The sequence below is a fragment of the Microbacterium sp. Ag1 genome (genome assembly GCF_001005635.1).
Classification (GTDB): Bacteria; Actinomycetota; Actinomycetes; order Actinomycetales; family Microbacteriaceae; genus Microbacterium; species Microbacterium oxydans.
Genome location: NZ_LBCR01000028.1, coordinates 110,886 through 126,699, shown reverse-complemented (window position 1 = coordinate 126,699; position 15,814 = coordinate 110,886). Strand labels below are relative to the sequence as shown.

The 15,814-nt window shown below is 67.8% G+C and carries 19 protein-coding genes; 3 read left to right on the top strand and 16 right to left on the bottom strand.

Annotation, left to right across the window (positions count from 1 at the left end; genetic code table 11):
• Positions 1 to 70: 70 nt before the first annotated feature.
• The 11 genes from rpsG to AAY78_RS08000 all read right to left on the bottom strand — a co-directional run bounded on the left by rpsG (position 71) and on the right by AAY78_RS08000 (position 8,633).
• Positions 71 to 541: a 30S ribosomal protein S7 gene (gene rpsG, locus AAY78_RS08045; RefSeq protein WP_017201608.1), complete on the bottom strand. Its 471-nt coding sequence runs from the start codon at positions 539 to 541 to the stop codon at positions 71 to 73.
• 5 nt (positions 542 to 546) lie between these two features.
• Complete coding sequence (rpsL, locus tag AAY78_RS08040; protein ID WP_017201609.1) at positions 547 to 915, bottom strand: 30S ribosomal protein S12; 369 nt, start codon at positions 913 to 915, stop codon at positions 547 to 549.
• 217 nt (positions 916 to 1,132) lie between these two features.
• Positions 1,133 to 1,780, bottom strand: a complete 648-nt coding sequence (locus AAY78_RS08035) for a hypothetical protein (protein ID WP_046747808.1) — start codon at positions 1,778 to 1,780, stop codon at positions 1,133 to 1,135.
• Positions 1,781 to 1,861: 81 nt separating this feature from the next.
• Positions 1,862 to 2,296 (bottom strand): hypothetical protein, encoded by a 435-nt coding sequence (locus tag AAY78_RS08030; RefSeq protein ID WP_052748698.1) that lies wholly within the window; start codon positions 2,294 to 2,296, stop codon positions 1,862 to 1,864.
• A gap of 65 nt (positions 2,297 to 2,361) precedes the next feature.
• A complete protein-coding gene (locus AAY78_RS08025; protein ID WP_046747807.1) occupies positions 2,362 to 3,393 on the bottom strand; it encodes an ABC transporter in 1,032 nt (343 codons plus the stop codon).
• A 109-nt stretch (positions 3,394 to 3,502) separates the two neighbouring features.
• Positions 3,503 to 3,655 carry a hypothetical protein gene (locus AAY78_RS19900; RefSeq protein WP_197077678.1) on the bottom strand — a complete coding sequence of 51 codons (153 nt, stop codon included), beginning with the start codon at positions 3,653 to 3,655 and terminating at the stop codon, positions 3,503 to 3,505.
• 70 nt (positions 3,656 to 3,725) lie between these two features.
• Positions 3,726 to 4,382 carry an HAAS signaling domain-containing protein gene (locus AAY78_RS08020; protein WP_046747806.1) on the bottom strand — a complete coding sequence of 219 codons (657 nt, stop codon included), beginning with the start codon at positions 4,380 to 4,382 and terminating at the stop codon, positions 3,726 to 3,728.
• Positions 4,379 to 4,711 carry a PadR family transcriptional regulator gene (locus AAY78_RS08015; RefSeq protein WP_046747805.1) on the bottom strand — a complete coding sequence of 111 codons (333 nt, stop codon included), beginning with the start codon at positions 4,709 to 4,711 and terminating at the stop codon, positions 4,379 to 4,381. The genes AAY78_RS08020 and AAY78_RS08015 overlap by 4 nt, the downstream gene beginning before the upstream one ends.
• A gap of 99 nt (positions 4,712 to 4,810) precedes the next feature.
• Entirely contained in the window at positions 4,811 to 5,749 is a 939-nt protein-coding gene (locus tag AAY78_RS08010; protein ID WP_046747804.1) for a sugar ABC transporter permease, read from the bottom strand.
• A 1-nt stretch (position 5,750) separates the two neighbouring features.
• The gene (locus AAY78_RS08005) at positions 5,751 to 7,355 is read right to left on the bottom strand and encodes an ABC transporter permease subunit (RefSeq protein WP_046747803.1); all 1,605 of its coding nucleotides are present in this window, start codon (positions 7,353 to 7,355) and stop codon (positions 5,751 to 5,753) included.
• Positions 7,356 to 7,424: 69 nt separating this feature from the next.
• The gene (locus tag AAY78_RS08000) at positions 7,425 to 8,633 is read right to left on the bottom strand and encodes a sugar ABC transporter substrate-binding protein (protein ID WP_046747802.1); all 1,209 of its coding nucleotides are present in this window, start codon (positions 8,631 to 8,633) and stop codon (positions 7,425 to 7,427) included.
• A gap of 185 nt (positions 8,634 to 8,818) precedes the next feature.
• Between AAY78_RS08000 and AAY78_RS07995 the strand changes: the two genes are divergently transcribed.
• The 3 genes from AAY78_RS07995 to AAY78_RS07985 all read left to right on the top strand — a co-directional run bounded on the left by AAY78_RS07995 (position 8,819) and on the right by AAY78_RS07985 (position 10,854).
• A complete protein-coding gene (locus tag AAY78_RS07995) occupies positions 8,819 to 9,250 on the top strand; it encodes a hypothetical protein (RefSeq protein ID WP_046747801.1) in 432 nt (143 codons plus the stop codon).
• Between the two features lie 13 nt (positions 9,251 to 9,263).
• The gene (locus AAY78_RS07990; RefSeq protein ID WP_017829222.1) at positions 9,264 to 9,752 is read left to right on the top strand and encodes a YajQ family cyclic di-GMP-binding protein; all 489 of its coding nucleotides are present in this window, start codon (positions 9,264 to 9,266) and stop codon (positions 9,750 to 9,752) included.
• A 469-nt stretch (positions 9,753 to 10,221) separates the two neighbouring features.
• A complete protein-coding gene (locus AAY78_RS07985) occupies positions 10,222 to 10,854 on the top strand; it encodes a GntR family transcriptional regulator (RefSeq protein WP_046747800.1) in 633 nt (210 codons plus the stop codon).
• A gap of 4 nt (positions 10,855 to 10,858) precedes the next feature.
• On the opposite strand, the gene AAY78_RS07980 is transcribed toward AAY78_RS07985, so the two are convergent.
• The 5 genes from AAY78_RS07980 to AAY78_RS07960 all read right to left on the bottom strand — a co-directional run bounded on the left by AAY78_RS07980 (position 10,859) and on the right by AAY78_RS07960 (position 15,760).
• Entirely contained in the window at positions 10,859 to 11,866 is a 1,008-nt protein-coding gene (locus AAY78_RS07980) for an alpha/beta hydrolase (RefSeq protein WP_046747799.1), read from the bottom strand.
• A gap of 71 nt (positions 11,867 to 11,937) precedes the next feature.
• On the bottom strand, positions 11,938 to 13,311 hold the full coding sequence (locus AAY78_RS07975) for an FAD-dependent oxidoreductase (RefSeq protein WP_046747798.1): 1,374 nt from the start codon (positions 13,309 to 13,311) through the stop codon (positions 11,938 to 11,940).
• Between the two features lie 61 nt (positions 13,312 to 13,372).
• Entirely contained in the window at positions 13,373 to 14,434 is a 1,062-nt protein-coding gene (locus AAY78_RS07970; RefSeq protein WP_046747797.1) for a polyprenyl synthetase family protein, read from the bottom strand.
• 46 nt (positions 14,435 to 14,480) lie between these two features.
• Positions 14,481 to 15,200, bottom strand: coding sequence for a class I SAM-dependent methyltransferase (locus AAY78_RS07965; protein WP_046747796.1), 720 nt, complete (start codon positions 15,198 to 15,200; stop codon positions 14,481 to 14,483).
• A complete protein-coding gene (locus AAY78_RS07960; RefSeq protein WP_046747795.1) occupies positions 15,197 to 15,760 on the bottom strand; it encodes a DUF402 domain-containing protein in 564 nt (187 codons plus the stop codon). The genes AAY78_RS07965 and AAY78_RS07960 overlap by 4 nt, the downstream gene beginning before the upstream one ends.
• Positions 15,761 to 15,814 lie beyond the last annotated feature (54 nt).

The following is a 15,814-nucleotide window of genomic DNA, read 5'->3' as shown; positions in this document are numbered from 1 at the left end:
TTGGAGCAGGTGTACTGCGAAGAGGGGGTGCCGGCCCCTCGGCGGGTGGCCGAGGGGCCGGCGGAGCTGTTTACCAGCGGTAGTGAGCGAACGCGCGGTTCGACTCGGCCATCTTGTGCGTGTCTTCGCGGCGCTTGACCGCGGCACCCAGGCCGTTCGACGCGTCGAGGATCTCGTTCTGCAGACGCTCGGTCATCGTCTTCTCACGACGGCCCTTCGCGTAGCTCACGAGCCAGCGCAGTGCGAGCGTGTTGGCGCGGTGAGGCTTGACCTCGACCGGCACCTGGTAGGTCGAGCCACCGACGCGGCGGCTGCGGACCTCGAGGGTCGGGCGCACGTTGTCGAGCGCCTTCTTCAGGGTGGCGACGGCGTCCTGACCGTTCTTCGCCTCGACACCGCGGAGGGCGCCGTAGACGATCGACTCGGCCAGCGACTTCTTGCCGTCGACGAGGATCTTGTTCACCAGCGAGGTGACGATCGGTGCGCCGTATACCGGGTCGTTGACGACGGGGCGCTTGGGGGCTGGTCCCTTACGAGGCATCTAACTCAACCCTTCTTCGCGCCGTAGCGGGAACGAGCCTGCTTACGGTTCTTGACTGCCTGGGTGTCCAGGGCGCCGCGGACGATCTTGTAACGCACACCGGGGAGGTCCTTGACACGACCGCCACGCACGAGCACGAGCGAGTGCTCCTGCAGGTTGTGGCCCTCACCGGGGATGTACGCGGTGACCTCGGTGCCGTTGCGGAGCTTCACACGAGCGACCTTGCGCATCGCCGAGTTCGGCTTCTTCGGCGTGGTGGTGTAGACGCGGGTGCAGACCCCGGCCTGCTGCGGGTTCGACTTGAGCGCCGGCGCCTTGGTCTTGGTGACCTTGGGCGAGCGACCCTTGCGAACCAACTGCTGAATGGTTGGCACGTTCTCTCCTCATAGTGCTGCACGGTGACAGCGTGATGGGTTTCACATCATGACCCACCGGCACGCCGGAACCGACGAGCTTTTGGTGTGATGGGTATGCCGTGGGGGCAGACCGACAGGTGCCGGCGCCCAGTGCGCACGCGGAGGCGTGCACACACCTGATCAAGTGTAATGCCGCGTAACGTAGCGGTCAAATGGGCGTGACTGCGCTCGCACCTCAGGGCAGGTCGGGGTCGAACGGCGAGTCGAGCGATTCGGTCAGCTCGGCCAGCAGCGCCTCGATCTGCGGCTCGACGTGCTGCGAGACCGCGGCCTGGATCGAGATCCGGTGCCGCAGCAGGATGCCGCAGATCTCGCGGCCCACCAGGTTGGCGTACTCGTCGGCGAGTGCCACCTCCTGCCGGAGCGCGATCTTGGCCTCCTCCGTGAGCGGAGGCAGCGCGGGGAGCTCCGCGGCAGAGTCGTCCGCGAGCCCGGCGATGGTGAACAGGAACGGGGCGCCAGGAACCGGGTCGGGATCGAGCGGGAGGCCGTCGAACTCGGGGTCGAGATCCTCCGCCGGGCGATAGCTGCGGGCACGGTTGCGCGCGGCCTGCTGGTCGAGTTCGCGCTGCAGCATCGGCAGGTTCCTCGCCGTGTACTCCGCGACGGCATGATCGACGATGGTCTTGATCCTGGTCGACAGCCCGTGCTGCACCCCGTGCGGCACGTTCGCCCCGATGCCGGCCGCCGAGAGGATCGGCGAGCCGAGACACCGACGACACGGCGCGACGCGACCGCGGTGGGTCGCCGGCTCCCAGCGCGGCACCCAGCGCAACCAGGCTTCGACGGCCTGGTCGACCTGCGTCTCCAACGAGCGCTCCACTCCACCAGCGTACGGCGCGTCGCCCCTCGCCGTCGCGATTTCCCCAGCCCGGCGGGGCGAAGATGGACGAGCGCCCGAAGGTCACTCCTCCTCTTCGCGCTCCCAGGGCCAGCGTGGATGCTCCGCACGGGTGCGCCGCAGGGCGATACCGCCCCACCCGGCGATCAGCGCAGCCAGCACGATGACAGCGCTCGCACCGCCTCGCACCAAGTCTCCGGCGACCGCAGTCGCGAGCACGAGATCTCCGTCGCCGATGAGTACGGCGAGCCAGACGACGACGAGGTGGGCGAGTCCCGCCGTCAGGGCGATCGCGACCGTCGCCACATAGGAGGGCTGCGACCGACGCAGCGTCGACCACAGGACGAGGGCGAAGGAGACGACGGCGGCGATCATCCCGGCCACTCCCGGCACCTGGCCCAGGTTCGGGACCGCGATGATGTCGGTGTCCGTGGCGACGCTCACCGCTCCGAGCCCGAAGACGGCGAGCGCGAAGAAGCCGATGGTGGCGAGGACCACCGCCAGGATGGCCGAAACCCCCGCGGACTCGGGTCCGCGGGGGTTCGGCGTGGTGGAGTTCGTGATTACCTCGCCAGCGTCGGGCCGGCTTCGAGCGTGCGCTCGTACTCGCGCTGCGCCTCGGCGTTCAGCTCGGTCTTGCGGGCGCCGCTGCGTGCGACCCACGCGCCGAACCAGATCGTAAGCTCGCGGGCGAACACGAATGCCGCGATCGCGAGCGGAGCGAGCAGCTGCTCGCCGACGAGGTCGAGGCCCTGGCTCGAGCTGAGCTTCCAGAACGGGGCTTCGAAGAGCTGCCCGAGGATGTGGCCGCCGTACGCGATGACGCCGACGATGAGACCGAAGACGACCCAGAGTCCCCAGCGACCGCGGTTGATGATCGCGCCGAGCAGCCAGAACCCGAGGAAGAACACGACGACGGGCGTCCAGAACCCCCAGGTGGACAGCGGGGCGACAGCACTCTGACCGATGTTCTCTCCGGTCACGTCACCGGCGATCGCGCCGAGACCGAGCCATGCACCGAGGTACAGGACCGCGAAGACGAGGGTGGCGAGAAGCCCGATGGCCCCTGCCGTGCCGCGGTTGCCCCGGTCACGGGGAGGCTCGGGAGCCTGGACGAAGATCGGCTGCGGCTGCGCTGCGGCCGCGACCACCAGCGGCTCCGAGGGGACGACACGCGTCTCGGCCTCATCGCCGTACTGGGCGTAGGCGGCTCCCGCCATGCCCGACTGCTCGTGGCCGAACGGCACGGGCTCGCCCACGACGGGCTCCGGGTAGAAGGAGGTGGTCTCGGCGTCGGCCTGAGCCCTGATCTCTTCGGCGCGGTCGTACGACGCGGCGGAGGAAGCGGGGGTCACCGCGGGGGGCGGCGATGCGAAGGTTCCGGGGTGTTCGCGCTCGGCCGCTTCGAAAGCGGCGAGGTCGGGATCCACGGGTGCGGCGGCCGGCGTGACGTCGCCACCGTCTGCCGCGGTCTCGCCGGAGCCGGGAACATCCGCACCTGCGGCCGCGGCGGCATCCAGACCCGCGTTCGCGCTGCCGACGACGTCGTCAACGTCAGCCGGCTTCTCGGGCTGGGGAACGTCGGGGTCACTCATGGGGTGCGCCTCTCATCGGAATCGTGCATTGCGAGGGTACCTCCGCGCGAACGGACGCTCGCGGAGGCGTGCCGACGTGTCGGCATTCATGCGGATACGTCGCCCCAGGTCAGGGAAGAGCGGTGGGAAGCGCATCCCCGGCGAACTGGGCGAGCACGGGGACCATCGGAAGCGACAGCCACACGAGGGCGCCGATGACGCCGACGCACACGATGCCGGCGAACCAGCTCATCCCGAGGTTGCGACCCCCCACCCGTGCCATGACTCCACGCTAGGCCCGAAGCACCGATCCCCCGAGGAGCAACGCCGATATCCGGTGCGCGGCACCCGCTTCATCCTGCGGCGCGCCCCCGGAGTCGCCACAGCAGCCACAGCCCGGAGAGCGGGACGAGGAGGAATCCGAGGAGGATGAGGACGTGCCACTCCCCCACGCCGGGCACGAGCGGGTTGACGGCGGGGACCTCCGGGGGCGTCCCGGTCCCCGAGGAGCTCCCACCCGACTCCGACGAGGAGAAGGCCGTCAGCGTGGAGACCGTGAGGAACGAGATGCCGGTGACGACGAAGGGTACGACGATCGCGACCACCTTCTCCCACGTCCTCCAGAGCGGGCTCGCGCTCACGAGCGCGGTGCCGACGAACCAGCCGAGTACGGGCACGACGATCCCTCCGAAGCTCAACGTGAGCGCCGCAGCGATCGCAAACCCTCTCGTCGAGGTCGCCGGCGGACGCGGCACCGGGGACGCGGCGACCGCGGGCGCGCCGATGATCGTCGGCCCGGACGGGACTTCCGCCTGAGCCCCATCGGCGATCGCGACAGGATCGCCGAGATCCGCGATACGCGCCGCCGTCGCTTCGGCATCGAGCCCCTGCAGCTCCTCGAGGATGCCGGCGCGGATGTCGCTCGCGACACCGTGCGGCAGGTTGCGCATGGCCTCGTCGAGCCGCGCGAGGTACTCGGTGCGGAGGTCGTCTGCGGTGAGCTCTGTCATGGTCGTCCCTCTCCGACGATGCCCGTGACGACACGGGCGAATGGTGTCCACTGGGCGCGGAAACGGTCCAACTGATCGATCCCGCTGCCGGTGAGCCGGTAGTACTTGCGCACCGGACCACTGTCGGAGGGCTGATCGAACGTGGTGACCCACCCGTTGTCCTTCAGCCTCCCGAGCAGCGGGTACAGCGTGCCGATGCTGGCGATCAGGCCCGCGCCGGTGAGCGCATCCGCCAGCTGCCAGCCGTACATCGGCTCGCGCGCGAGCAGCCCGAGCACGCAGTACTCGACCACTCCCTTGCGCATCTGAGCGCCGACATCAGCTGTCATGCAAGACAAGGTAGCATGCGAGACAAGAGAGCGCGAGGAGTCCGACCGTGCGGGCACCCGTGCCCACCGGATCACGACGCCGGCGGGCAGACCAGCGACTCAGCCCTTCGTCGCTCCGGCCGTCAGACCGCCCACGATGTACTTCTGCAGGAAGAGGAACAGGATCATCACCGGGATCGCGGCCATCACGGCCCCCGCCGAGAACGCCGACCAGTCCGCATACCGCGGGTTCGCGACGAGCTTCGTCAGACCGACCACGAGCGTCTGCTGATCGACGTCGACGAGCATGACGCTCGCGATCACGTACTCGTTGACGGTGCCGATGAAGGAGAGCAGCCCGACCACCGCGAGGATCGGCGCGACCAGACGAAGGATGATCGTGAAGAAGATGCGTGCGTGACCGGCACCGTCGATGCGGGCAGCCTCGTCGATCTCCTTGGGGATCGTGTTGAAGAAGCCGTACATCAGGTAGGTGTTCACACCGAGCGCTCCACCGAGGTACACCAGGATCAGACCGGTGTGGGTGTTCAGACCGATGGCCGGGAACCAGTCCCCCAGCGTCGACATGAGGAGGAAGATCGCGACCACGGCGAGCAGCTGCGGGAACATCTGCACGACCACGATCGTCACGAGGCCCACGCGGCGCCCGGCGAACCTCATGCGCGAGAAGGCGTAAGCGGCGCACGCTCCGATGAAGACCGTGACCGCGCCGGTGACGACGGCGATCAGGAGCGTGTTGAGGAACCACGTGCCGTACGGGTTCTGCGGATCGCTGAGGATGCGCACGTAGCTGTCGATGCCGATCGCGGAGAACAGCTGGTTCGAGCCCGTCAGCGTCCCCTTCGGGTTCAGCGAGGCCGAGACGACGTACAGCAGCGGGAACAGCGCGAACGCGCTCACGACGATCGCCACGAGGTGACGCCATCCGGTGTCGGCGAACCAGGCGCCGAAGCTGCGGCGGCGCGGAGCGAGGGTCTGCGCCTTCTCGGCGGACCGGGTTGTGGCGGGACGCTCGGTGATGGGGCTGTCGGTGCTCATGTCAGTTCAGCTCCTCGAGGGCCTTGGTCTTGCGGAAGCTGATGATGGAGATCGTCGCGACCACGATGAAGATCAGGATCGTGAAGGCCGACGCCAGACCGTAGTCGCGGGTCTGACCCGTGAAGGCCACCTTGTAGACCATCGAGATCAGGATGTCGGTGTGGCCCACGGGGATGGACACATCGCTGAAGCGCGGCCCGCCCTTGGTGAGCATGTAGATCAGGTTGAAGTTGTTGAAGTTGAACGCGAACGACGAGATCAGCAGCGGCGCCACGGTCACGAGCAGCAGCGGCAGCTTGATGCGGCGGAAGACCTGCCACGGGTTCGCGCCGTCCATCACGGCGGCTTCGTTGACGTCCTCCGGGATGCCCTGCAGCGCCCCCATGCAGACCAGGAACATGTACGGGAACCCGAGCCACAGGTTCACCAGCAGCACCGACACCTTGGCGAGCGTGGGATCGGTCAGCCACGGGATCGCGGCCCCGCCGAAGATCACCTGGTTGATGAAGCCGAAGCTCTCGTTCATCATGCCCGCCCAGACCAGCGCGGACAGGAACGCGGGGAACGCGTACGGGAGGATCAGGATGATGCGGTAGCCGTTGCGGAAGCGCATCCGGTTGTTGTTGAACACCAGCGCGAGCAGCAGACCGAGGAAGAACGTGGTCGCGACCGAGATCAGCGCGAACGCGAAGGTCCAGAGCGTCACCGAGATGAGCGGACCGCGGATGGAGGAGTCGGTGACAGCGCGCACGAAGTTGTCGAAACCGACCGTCGTCTGCCATCCGGGGAGGAGCTGCTCTCCGCCTTCGGCTGTGAACGCACCGTCACCCGTGTCGGAGTAGACGATCCCTGTGGTGGTGTCGGTGATCGTGTCTGCAGCCTCGTCGTACTCGAGCGTCGAGACGTAGAGGTAGCCCTTCTGCCCGTCCGGGGCGCGCAGGCTGCCCTCGTTGGGGTCGTCGCTGAACGGGACGGAGAGCTGCTCCAGCTCCTCCGACAGCGTGAAGACGGTGGCGAGGGGAAGCGTGGTCCACCCGTCGACCGCGACGGCCTTGTCACCTTCGAACTGCGCGTCGACCTCTGCGAGCGGCTGCTCCGCCGTGCCGAGGAGTGCATCGCCGGTGTCCGGGTCGGTCGCCAGCAGGCCGTAGGTGCCGAACTGCTCGACCACGGTGACGGGGTACGTCGGCGAGTCCTCGACCCGCTCCTGCGCCGAAGCGAGGAGCGAGGAGATCGCCTGGTCCTTGGTTCCGTTGTGGCCGGTGCCGTAGTTCGTGAAGCCGATGTACCCGGTGTAGAGCAGCGTGAAGACCTGGAACACGATCAGGAAGATGATGCCGGGCGTGAGGTACTTCGCCGCGATGCGCTTGCGGGAGAAGTAGATGTAGTTGACGAGGACCGCGACGACGACCACGATGCCGAGGATCAACCACTCCTGGTGCGCGAACAGCACGAACGCGGCGTACAGGGCGATCGCATCGACGACCGCCAGCAGGAGGATCTTCAGCAGCATCCAGCCGATCGGCCCGGATGCAGCCTCGGCGATCTTGGCGGCCTGGCGCTGGCGCTTGGTCGGAGGAGCTGTGCGCTCTTCGGTGTCAGTCATGTCGTCCTCGTCATGATCCTGCCGGGGCGGGCGAAGGCGCCCACCCCGGCAGAGTCAGTGTCCTGGCTGTTACTTGATCGCGGCGGTCACGTCGTCGACGAGCTTCTGCCACGTCGTCGCCGGGTCCTCGCCGTTGATGATCGCGGCCTCGGCCACGCCCCAGTACTGCCAGACCGCACCCATGGCCGGGATGGCGGGCATCGGCACGGCGTCGGCACCGACGGCCTGGAAGCCGGCGATGATCGGGTCGGCGGCCGCGGTGTCGGCGGCAGCGGTGAGCGCGGGAAGCACGTTGCCGGCCTTGAACAGCTCGAGCTGCACGTCTTCGGTGCCGATGTAGTTCACGAGGAAGTCGTTCGCGGCGACCTTGTTCTTCGACTCCGAGCTCACGAAGAAGCCCTTCACTCCGGCGAACGGCGATGCGGTCTCACCGGTCGGGCTCGGGATCGGGTCGATCGCGACGTTGATGCCGGCGTCGGTGGCCGCACCCACGTTCCACGGACCGGTCAGCCAGAAGGCCGCCGTGCCGTCGAGGAACTGCTGCTTGGCGATCTCACCGTCGACGTCGGTGTTGAGCACGCCGGCTGCGCCCTGCGCGCCCAGCCAGTCGGCGAAGGCGAAGCCGCCCTCGCTGCCGAGCTGGAGGTCGGTGGAGTCGTAGCTGCCGGTGTCGTCGGTGCCGAACACCGGGGCGCCGAACGCGGTCTGGAACGGGTACAGGTGGTACGGGTTGCCCTCGGTCCCCTGCTCGACGACGAACTTCCCCTTGGAGATCATGTCGTCGAAGCTGGTCGCGGGAGCCGGAACCAGGTCGGCGTTGCGGAGCACGGCGATGTTCTCCACGGCGTACGGGAGCATGTAGACGGTGCCGTCGTACGTCGCCGCCTGCAGCGCGACGGGGAGGTAGTCCTCGGAGCTGTCGCCCAGCTCGATCGGAGCGACCACGCCGTTCGTGGAGAGCTCGCCCAGCCAGTCGTGCGCGCCCATGACGATGTCGGGGCCCTTGCCGGTCGGGACCTGCTGGATGAAGTCGTCCTTCATGTCATCGACCGACTTGCCCGTGAGCTCGACCTTGACGCCGGTCTTCTCCTCATAGGCATCTGCGGCGCCCTGAAGCGCGTCGACCCGCTCGGCGTCGACCCAGACGACCAGCGCACTGCTGTCGTCGGAGCCGGAGGTGTCGTCGTTGCTGGTCCCCGTGGAGCAGCCGGCAAGCGTCAGAGTCGAAACGATGGCGATCGCGCCCGCGGCGACGATGCCCCTCTTGTTCACCTTCATTGGTGTGTGCCTCTCTCAGTGCTGATCACCTGCAAGGACTGCAAGCGCTTACAGTATGCATCGAAATCAGGGGTGTTCGCAATGAGAGAGGCCGTCGATATCAACCCGTGATGCACCGAAATCCGCTTCACTTGGATGGAAACGCTTCCACGGGTCCGACGAAACCCGCTCCGTAGACTGTGGTCATGGCTGGTGGCACACTTCGCATCCGCAGGATCACGGCAGCGCTCGCGTTGGCGCTCACGGCGATGGCGCTGAGCGGGTGCACCGTGTTCGCCCCGAGCTACGGCGTCCTGGATCGAGAAGCCGAGCCGGAAGACGCCGTCCCGGACGCGGTGGCGGAGCAGGACTCCGGAGACGTCGCCGACCTGTCGTCGGCCCGCCTGGTGGGTGAACACTCCGGCAGCTCGATCTGGCTGCTGCGCGGCGTCGAACACGGAGCGGTATGCGTGCTCGCCTTCCCCGAGGACGGCGAGTGGGGCATGGCGTGCGGCGGAGAAGGCGCCCCCGTGGAGATGAGTGGTCCCGCCGGGCACTTCGTGACCGTCCCCGACGACTACCCCACGCCGGACGGAGCCACCCGGGTCTCCGACAACGTCTACGCGCTGAGCCCCTGAGTAGGATGAAACCATGGCTGACAGCTCATTTGACATCGTCTCGAAGGTCGACCACCAGGAAGCGGAGAATGCTCTGAACCAGGCCCGCAAGGAGATCGAGCAGCGCTACGACTTCAAGGGCACCGGTGCGTCGATCGCCTGGAGCGGCGAGAGCATCCTCATCATCGCGAACACCGAAGAGCGCGCCAAGGCCGTGCTCGACGTGTTCCAGTCCAAGCTCATCAAGCGCGGCATCTCGCTGAAGAGCCTCGAGTCCGGCGACCCGTTCGCCAGCGGCAAGGAGTTCCGCATCGTCTCGACGCTCAAGGACGGCATCTCCTCCGAGAACGCGAAGAAGATCAACAAGATCATCCGGGACGAGGGCCCCAAGGGCGTGAAGAGCCAGATCCAGGGCGACGAGCTGCGCGTGCAGTCCAAGAGCCGCGACGACCTGCAGTCGGTCATCGCGCTGTTGAAGGGCGCCGACCTCGATCTCGACCTGCAGTTCATCAACTACCGGTAAGCGTCGCGCTCGACGACGGAGGGGCCGGATGCGATCGCATCCGGCCCCTCCGTCGTGATTTCTGGACTGCGTGCCAGATTGTCGAATTGCATACCAATATATGGGTTTCGGTACCCAAGACTGGGAAGCGGTCGACTCGACCGACGACGCGAACGCCGCGTGACGCACTGCCGTCGTAGGGCTGCGCGATTTCGGTATTGCGAGCTTGCCCTCGTGGGGACGAGGCCGCGGCAGTTCCATGCGCTCGCGTCTTCGGTGGCCGGCGGATGCTGAGCATCCGCCGGCCACGGAAACCGCGAGCGGGCGACCACACGTAAGAAGAGCCCACCGGGGCCCGCGCTGCGCGCCCCCACGCGGACCGCGGACTCCGGTGGTGGATATTGGCATCCGAAGCGACTTCATGATGTAGTTGCCCTCCCGGGCGAATCATGGGGCGCTCGGGATCAGAAGGGCAACTGGGGGCGGATCCATGGGGAGCACCGGATCGACGAACATCGGCGAGAGCAAGCAGCTCCTGGCCGAAGAAGTCTTCCACCACATCGGCGGACAGATCATCGACGGCACGTTGGCCGCGGGTGAGCGCATCCGTGACGTCGACGTGGCGGAGGAGCTGCACGTGTCACGGACACCGGTGCGGGAGGCGCTCCAGCGACTGGAACGCCTCGGGATGGTGACGATGTATCCGAGCCGATACACGGAGGTGACGGCGGTGACCCCGGAGACCGTGGCGCAGTCGCTCGAGTTCGCCGGCTACCAGGCGGGCATCGCCGCGAGACTGGCCGTACCGAGGATCACGATGGCCCAGCGCGAGCACGTCGTCGCCCTGGTCGAGGGCTTGCACGCATCACTCGAGGACGGCACCGAGACGTCGAACGCGCGCTGGGCGGTGTTCTCCTACCTCGGCGATCACAGCGGCAACTCGCAGCATCGCACGCTGATCGACGACGCGAGCATGGTGCTGTTCCGCAACCTCCGCGATTGGGTGGTGCCGCCGTCGGATCGCGCACGCATGGGTCAGGTGTACTCCGACTTCGGCGATGCCGTCCGAAGTGCGGACGGCGACACCGCAGAGCGCCTCGTCCGGGCGATGTACTACCTGTGAGAGCTCACTGCACCGCTCGCCATGCGGTGACCCACCGGTCCAGCCGCCGATAGGCGTCCTCCCGTGCCTCGTGCCGGGAGAGGAACACGTCGTGCAGGGCACCATCGATGCGCTCCACGGTGACGCTGGGTCCGAGACGGAGTGCCGCACGGGCGATGTCGTCGACGACCAGCACGGAATCGGCTGAGGTGAGGTCCTCCGACCATCGCGTCGGGGGCACGAATCTCGCGGAGAGCAGCACGCACACCGGCGCCGTGATGGACAGGCCCGCTGCCACGGCCTTGTGCCCCGACAGGATGGCGTGCAGCCACCCCGCGTACACGGCCATGGTCTGCGCCGGGCGCCAGACCGGGTTCACCTCCATCGGGTCGTCAGGGTCGGCCACCTCCTGCTGTGCTCGCGTGTAGAAGCCGAGGTCGACCTGCGGTGCCACCTCCATCGGACGGATCCTCGCCTGCAGTTCGACCATCGGGGCGATCGCCGCTCTCGCCGGGGCGAACTGGAACTCCAGCCAGGGGCTGTTGAGGATCACCGCGTCGGCCGCTCCCGGATGCCGAGACGCCCACAGGCTCAGTGTCAGACCGCCGGTGGAGTGTCCGAGCAGGATCAGGCGCCGGTCGGATTCGACGCCTCCTTCCCCACGCCCCATGGCGTCCAGTGCCGCAGCGATGTCCTCGTCGTAGATCGCGAGATCGGCGATGTATCCCGGCGTCTGCCCGTCGCGGAGGCTGCGGCCGTACTTGCGCAGATCGAGCGCGAAGAAACGGGCGCCCCGCGTGGTCCAGAAGCGGGCGAGACGCTTCTGGAAGAAGTAGTCGGACCAGCCGTGCACGTACAGCACATCGACTCCGTCGAGGAGCGGACGGTGTCCGCGCACCCTTTCCCAGAGGCCCGGCTCTGTCGGCAGCGCGCGCACCAGCGTGGCCACGACCGGACCCTGATCGTCGACACCGAGGTCGAGAGTGCGCTGCTGGAACTCGTCACCGAGCACATCGGGAATCCAGTCGGCCATGCATTCCTCCCCCGTTCACGCCAGGCTAGCGGAGCGTGCCGAAGGGACGGGGAGGCCCGACCGAGACGGCGTTACTCGCCGCGGGAGACGCGGACCATCTCGTCGCGCGGGACCACCTTGACGCGGGCCCGCTCCTCAGGCGCGCCCAGAGCGATCTCGTGCTCGTCGAGGCGGTGCCATCCGTCCAGGTCGGTCCAGCGCACACCGCGCTCCTGCAGGAGCTCGACGATGGCCTCCTCGGAGGGGTCCTCCGGGTGCCACCAGGAGCCCTGGTCGTTGATGATGTGGCGCACGGTCTCCATCGCATCGGACTTGGTGTGCCCGATCAGACCCACCGGCCCGCGCTTGATCCACCCCGTGGCGTAGATGCCGGGGACGCGCTCGTTCGAGTCCTTCGCGAGCACCTGGCCCTCACGGTTGGGGATCACGCCGTGCTTCTTGTCGAACGGGACGCCGGGAAGCGGCGAGCCGAAGTAGCCGATGGCGCGGTACAGGGCCTGCAAGGGCACCTCGCGCAGCTCACCGGTGCCGATCGCGCCGCCCTGGCCGTCGGGCTGGGTGCGCTCGTAGACGAGAGCCGCGACGCGACCGTTCTCATCCTTGCGGACCTCGACCGGCTTCGCCCAGAAGTGCAGGTGCAGGCGTCGCGAGGCCGTGCCGCCGGCGTTGTTCACCGAATCGCGCTTGCGCCACGACTGCAAGATGCGGTCGATGACCATGACCTGCTTGTTGCTGGCGACGGCATCCTTCGCCGCATCGTCGTAGTCGAAGTCCTCGTCGTAGACGACCATGTCGACGTCCCGCAGTTCGCCGAGCTCGCGCAGCTCGAGCGGCGTGAACTTCACCTGCGCCGGCCCACGACGGCCGAACACGTGCACGTCGGTGATCTCGCTGGCCTTGAGGCCCTCGTAGACGTTCGACGGCACCTCGGTGACCAGCAGATCCTCCGCGTGCTTGGCCAGCATGCGTGCGACATCGAGCGCCACGTTGCCGTTGCCCAGCACACCGACGGATGCCGCATCCAGCGGCCATTCGCGCGGAACGTCAGGGTGTCCGTCGAACCAGCTGACGTAGTCGGCCGCTCCGTAGGAGGCGACAGCGTCGATGCCGGGGATGTCCAGAGACGTGTCGCGGATGGCACCCGTGGCGAAGATCACCGCGTTGTAGTGCTTCTTCAGGTCTTCGAGGGTGATGTCCTCGCCGAAGCGCACGTTGCCGAACAGGCGGATGTCACCGCGGTCGAGAACGTCGCGCAGGGCCGTGATGATCCCCTTGATGCGAGGGTGGTCGGGGGCCACACCGTAGCGCACCAGACCGTAGGGCGCGGGAAGCTGCTCGAACAGATCGATCGAGACGTCGAACTTGCGCTCCGCCTTCAGCAGGATGTCCGCGGCGTAGATGCCGGCGGGGCCTGCACCGACGATGGCCAGTCTGAGCTTGGTCATGGGAGGTCCTTTCGTATGCCGTCGCAACAGGCGCGCGACCCGACGGGCCGCCCGCGCGGATTCAGCTGGAGCGTTCGGCGAGGGTCTCTGCGAAGCGGGTCAGTGCCTCGCGCACGGTCCCCCGCGGCAGGCGCGTGAGGGCGTCGATCGCATCCTGTGTCCAGGCGTGCGCGAGCTCGAGGGTCTTCTGCGTGACCGCGTGATCGCGCAGCTCATCCAGCGGGCCGTCGAGGATCGCGGAGTCCGCGCCATCGGCGATCAGGGCCACACCGTCGTCGATGCGCGCCGCGAGATCGACCGCACCCGCATCGTGCTCCGCCTTCAACAGGAGGTAGGGCATGGTCGGAACGCCGGCGCGCAGGTCGGTGCCCGGCACCTTGCCGGTCTCCTCGGGCTTCGCTGAGAGGTCGATCACATCGTCGAGCAGCTGGAAAGCCACGCCGATCTTCTCGCCGTACACGCGCAGCGGCTCCTCGTACTCCGACGGAGCGTTCGAGAAGATCACACCGCCCTGAGTGGCCGCGGCGATCAGCGAACCCGTCTTGTCGGCGAGCACCTGGATGTAGAACTCGATCGGGTCGTCGCCCTCCTGCGGGCCCAGGGTCTCGTGCATCTGACCGAGGACGAGCCGCTCGAAGGTGTCGGCCTGAAGACGGATCGCGCGCTCACCGAGTCGGGACATCAACTGGCTGGCACGGGAGAACAGGATGTCGCCCGTGAGGATCGCGATGTTGTTGCCCCACACGGCGTGGGCAGCCGGTACCCCGCGACGGCGATCGGCTCCGTCCATCACATCGTCGTGATAGAGCGATCCGAGATGCGTGATCTCGAGCGCCTTCGCGACGTCGATGACCTGGGCGGTGTTGCCGTCGCCGAGCTGGGCGGCGAGGAGGGTGAGCACGGGGCGGATGCGCTTGCCACCTGCCTCGTACAGATAGCGACTCGCGGCATCGGCCAGAGGGTCGGCGACACGGACGTCGTCGGCCAGACCGGTCTCGACGAGTTCCAGCCCGTCCTCGATGGCGCGGGCGACGCGGCGGGCGGCGGGGCCGATGAAGACGCGATCGCTGAAGCCGAGACGGCTCGCCAGTAGCGAACCCGGGGCGATGGGGCTCGAAGTCACGTTCTCAGCCTACCTTCGTCCGATGTCACGGTTTCGCTCGGACGGTTCACTCCGGCTTGCGCGCTCTGTGCAGGGCCACGATGCCGAACGAGAGATTGCGGTACGCGACCTCGCTCCAGCCCGCCTCACGGATCCACGCGGAGAGCCGCTTCTGATCGGGCCACTCCCTGATCGACTCGTTCAGATAGTCGTAGGCATCGCCGTTGGTGCCGGCCACGCGGGCGACACGGGGCAGCACCTGCGCGTTGTAGAACCTGTATGCGCTGCGGAAGAGCTTCCCCGGCGGCGTCGAGAACTCGTTGATCACGAGCCGGCCCCCGGGCCTCGTGACCCGATACAGCTCGCGAAGCGCCTTCTTCGGATCGTTCACGTTGCGCAGCGCGTAAGACATGGTGACCGCGTCGAACGAGGCGTCGGGGAACGGCAGATCGGTGGCATCGGCCTGCACGAACGACAGGTTGCGCATCGCGCCGTGCCGCCGCTCCCCCTCGGCGAGCATCCCCGGGGAGAAGTCGGCTGCGACCACCTCGGCGCCGCTGCGCGCGAGGGAGGCCGACGACGACGCCGTTCCGGCACCGAGGTCGAGGATGCGCTCACCCGGCTTCGGAGCCACGGCTCGCGTGGTGGCTGCCCGCCAGAGCACGTCGTTGCCGAACGTCATGGCGGTGTTCGTGCGGTCGTAGCCCGCGGCGACCTGGTCGAACATGCCGCTGACGCGGGCGGGGTCCTTGCCGAGATCGGCGCGGTTCTTCTCGTTCGAGGTCACGAGTCCAGTCTAGGCGGGAGGCCCAGCGCTTCGAGGTGGTCGAGCCAGGGGTCGACGGTGGCGTCGTCGAACGGGGCGACCTGCGCACGCACCCGCGTCTCGAGGTCGAGGGCCAGGGACTCGAGATGGGCCATGACGTCCGCGGGATACCCGTAGCGCACACTGTGCTCGGCCCACTCGTCGCGGTCGTCGACCCAGGTGCCGTGCTCGCCCGCGACCCGCACCACGTCGAGGTCCATGTCGATCCCGGTCACGAGGAGCGGATCGTCGGACCAGTGGATGTCCCACCCCAGGTCGATGTAGATGCGCATGCCCCTGCGGTGACGGCGGTTGACCGTCACGGCATGGTCGCCGTCGGCCGGAACCAGGGTGACGTTCGGACCCCCGGCGTGGAACTCCGCGCCCGGTCGCACGCTGTGCCACCCCACGGGCTGTCCGAGCCAATCGCCCCACCGGTCGGCACCGAGATACACGCACTCGTGCCGCCAGTGCGGCGAGCCGTCCCACTTGCGCCACTGGAAGACCATCTCGGTGCCGGGTGCGGGGCGTGCATCGCTCATCCGCTCACCCTACGGCCACGCAGATCCCTGTCGCCTGAGCGGCATAGGCTGGAT

What these genes read in the sequence shown, in the direction of transcription:
- AAY78_RS07985 (WP_046747800.1), top strand. Translation starts at nt 10,222, where the DNA reads ATGGGGAGCACCGGATCGACGAACATCGGCGAGAGCAAGCAGCTCCTG.
- AAY78_RS07960 (WP_046747795.1), bottom strand. Translation starts at nt 15,760, where the DNA reads ATGAGCGATGCACGCCCCGCACCCGGCACCGAGATGGTCTTCCAGTGG.
- AAY78_RS08020 (WP_046747806.1), bottom strand. Translation starts at nt 4,382, where the DNA reads ATGACAGAGCTCACCGCAGACGACCTCCGCACCGAGTACCTCGCGCGG.
- AAY78_RS08000 (WP_046747802.1), bottom strand. Translation starts at nt 8,633, where the DNA reads ATGAAGGTGAACAAGAGGGGCATCGTCGCCGCGGGCGCGATCGCCATC.
- AAY78_RS19900 (WP_197077678.1), bottom strand. Translation starts at nt 3,655, where the DNA reads ATGGCACGGGTGGGGGGTCGCAACCTCGGGATGAGCTGGTTCGCCGGC.
- AAY78_RS07995 (WP_046747801.1), top strand. Translation starts at nt 8,819, where the DNA reads ATGGCTGGTGGCACACTTCGCATCCGCAGGATCACGGCAGCGCTCGCG.
- AAY78_RS07990 (WP_017829222.1), top strand. Translation starts at nt 9,264, where the DNA reads ATGGCTGACAGCTCATTTGACATCGTCTCGAAGGTCGACCACCAGGAA.
- AAY78_RS07980 (WP_046747799.1), bottom strand. Translation starts at nt 11,866, where the DNA reads ATGGCCGACTGGATTCCCGATGTGCTCGGTGACGAGTTCCAGCAGCGC.
- AAY78_RS08025 (WP_046747807.1), bottom strand. Translation starts at nt 3,393, where the DNA reads ATGAGTGACCCCGACGTTCCCCAGCCCGAGAAGCCGGCTGACGTTGAC.
- AAY78_RS08015 (WP_046747805.1), bottom strand. Translation starts at nt 4,711, where the DNA reads ATGACAGCTGATGTCGGCGCTCAGATGCGCAAGGGAGTGGTCGAGTAC.
- AAY78_RS07975 (WP_046747798.1), bottom strand. Translation starts at nt 13,311, where the DNA reads ATGACCAAGCTCAGACTGGCCATCGTCGGTGCAGGCCCCGCCGGCATC.
- AAY78_RS08010 (WP_046747804.1), bottom strand. Translation starts at nt 5,749, where the DNA reads ATGAGCACCGACAGCCCCATCACCGAGCGTCCCGCCACAACCCGGTCC.
- AAY78_RS08005 (WP_046747803.1), bottom strand. Translation starts at nt 7,355, where the DNA reads ATGACTGACACCGAAGAGCGCACAGCTCCTCCGACCAAGCGCCAGCGC.
- rpsG (WP_017201608.1), bottom strand. Translation starts at nt 541, where the DNA reads ATGCCTCGTAAGGGACCAGCCCCCAAGCGCCCCGTCGTCAACGACCCG.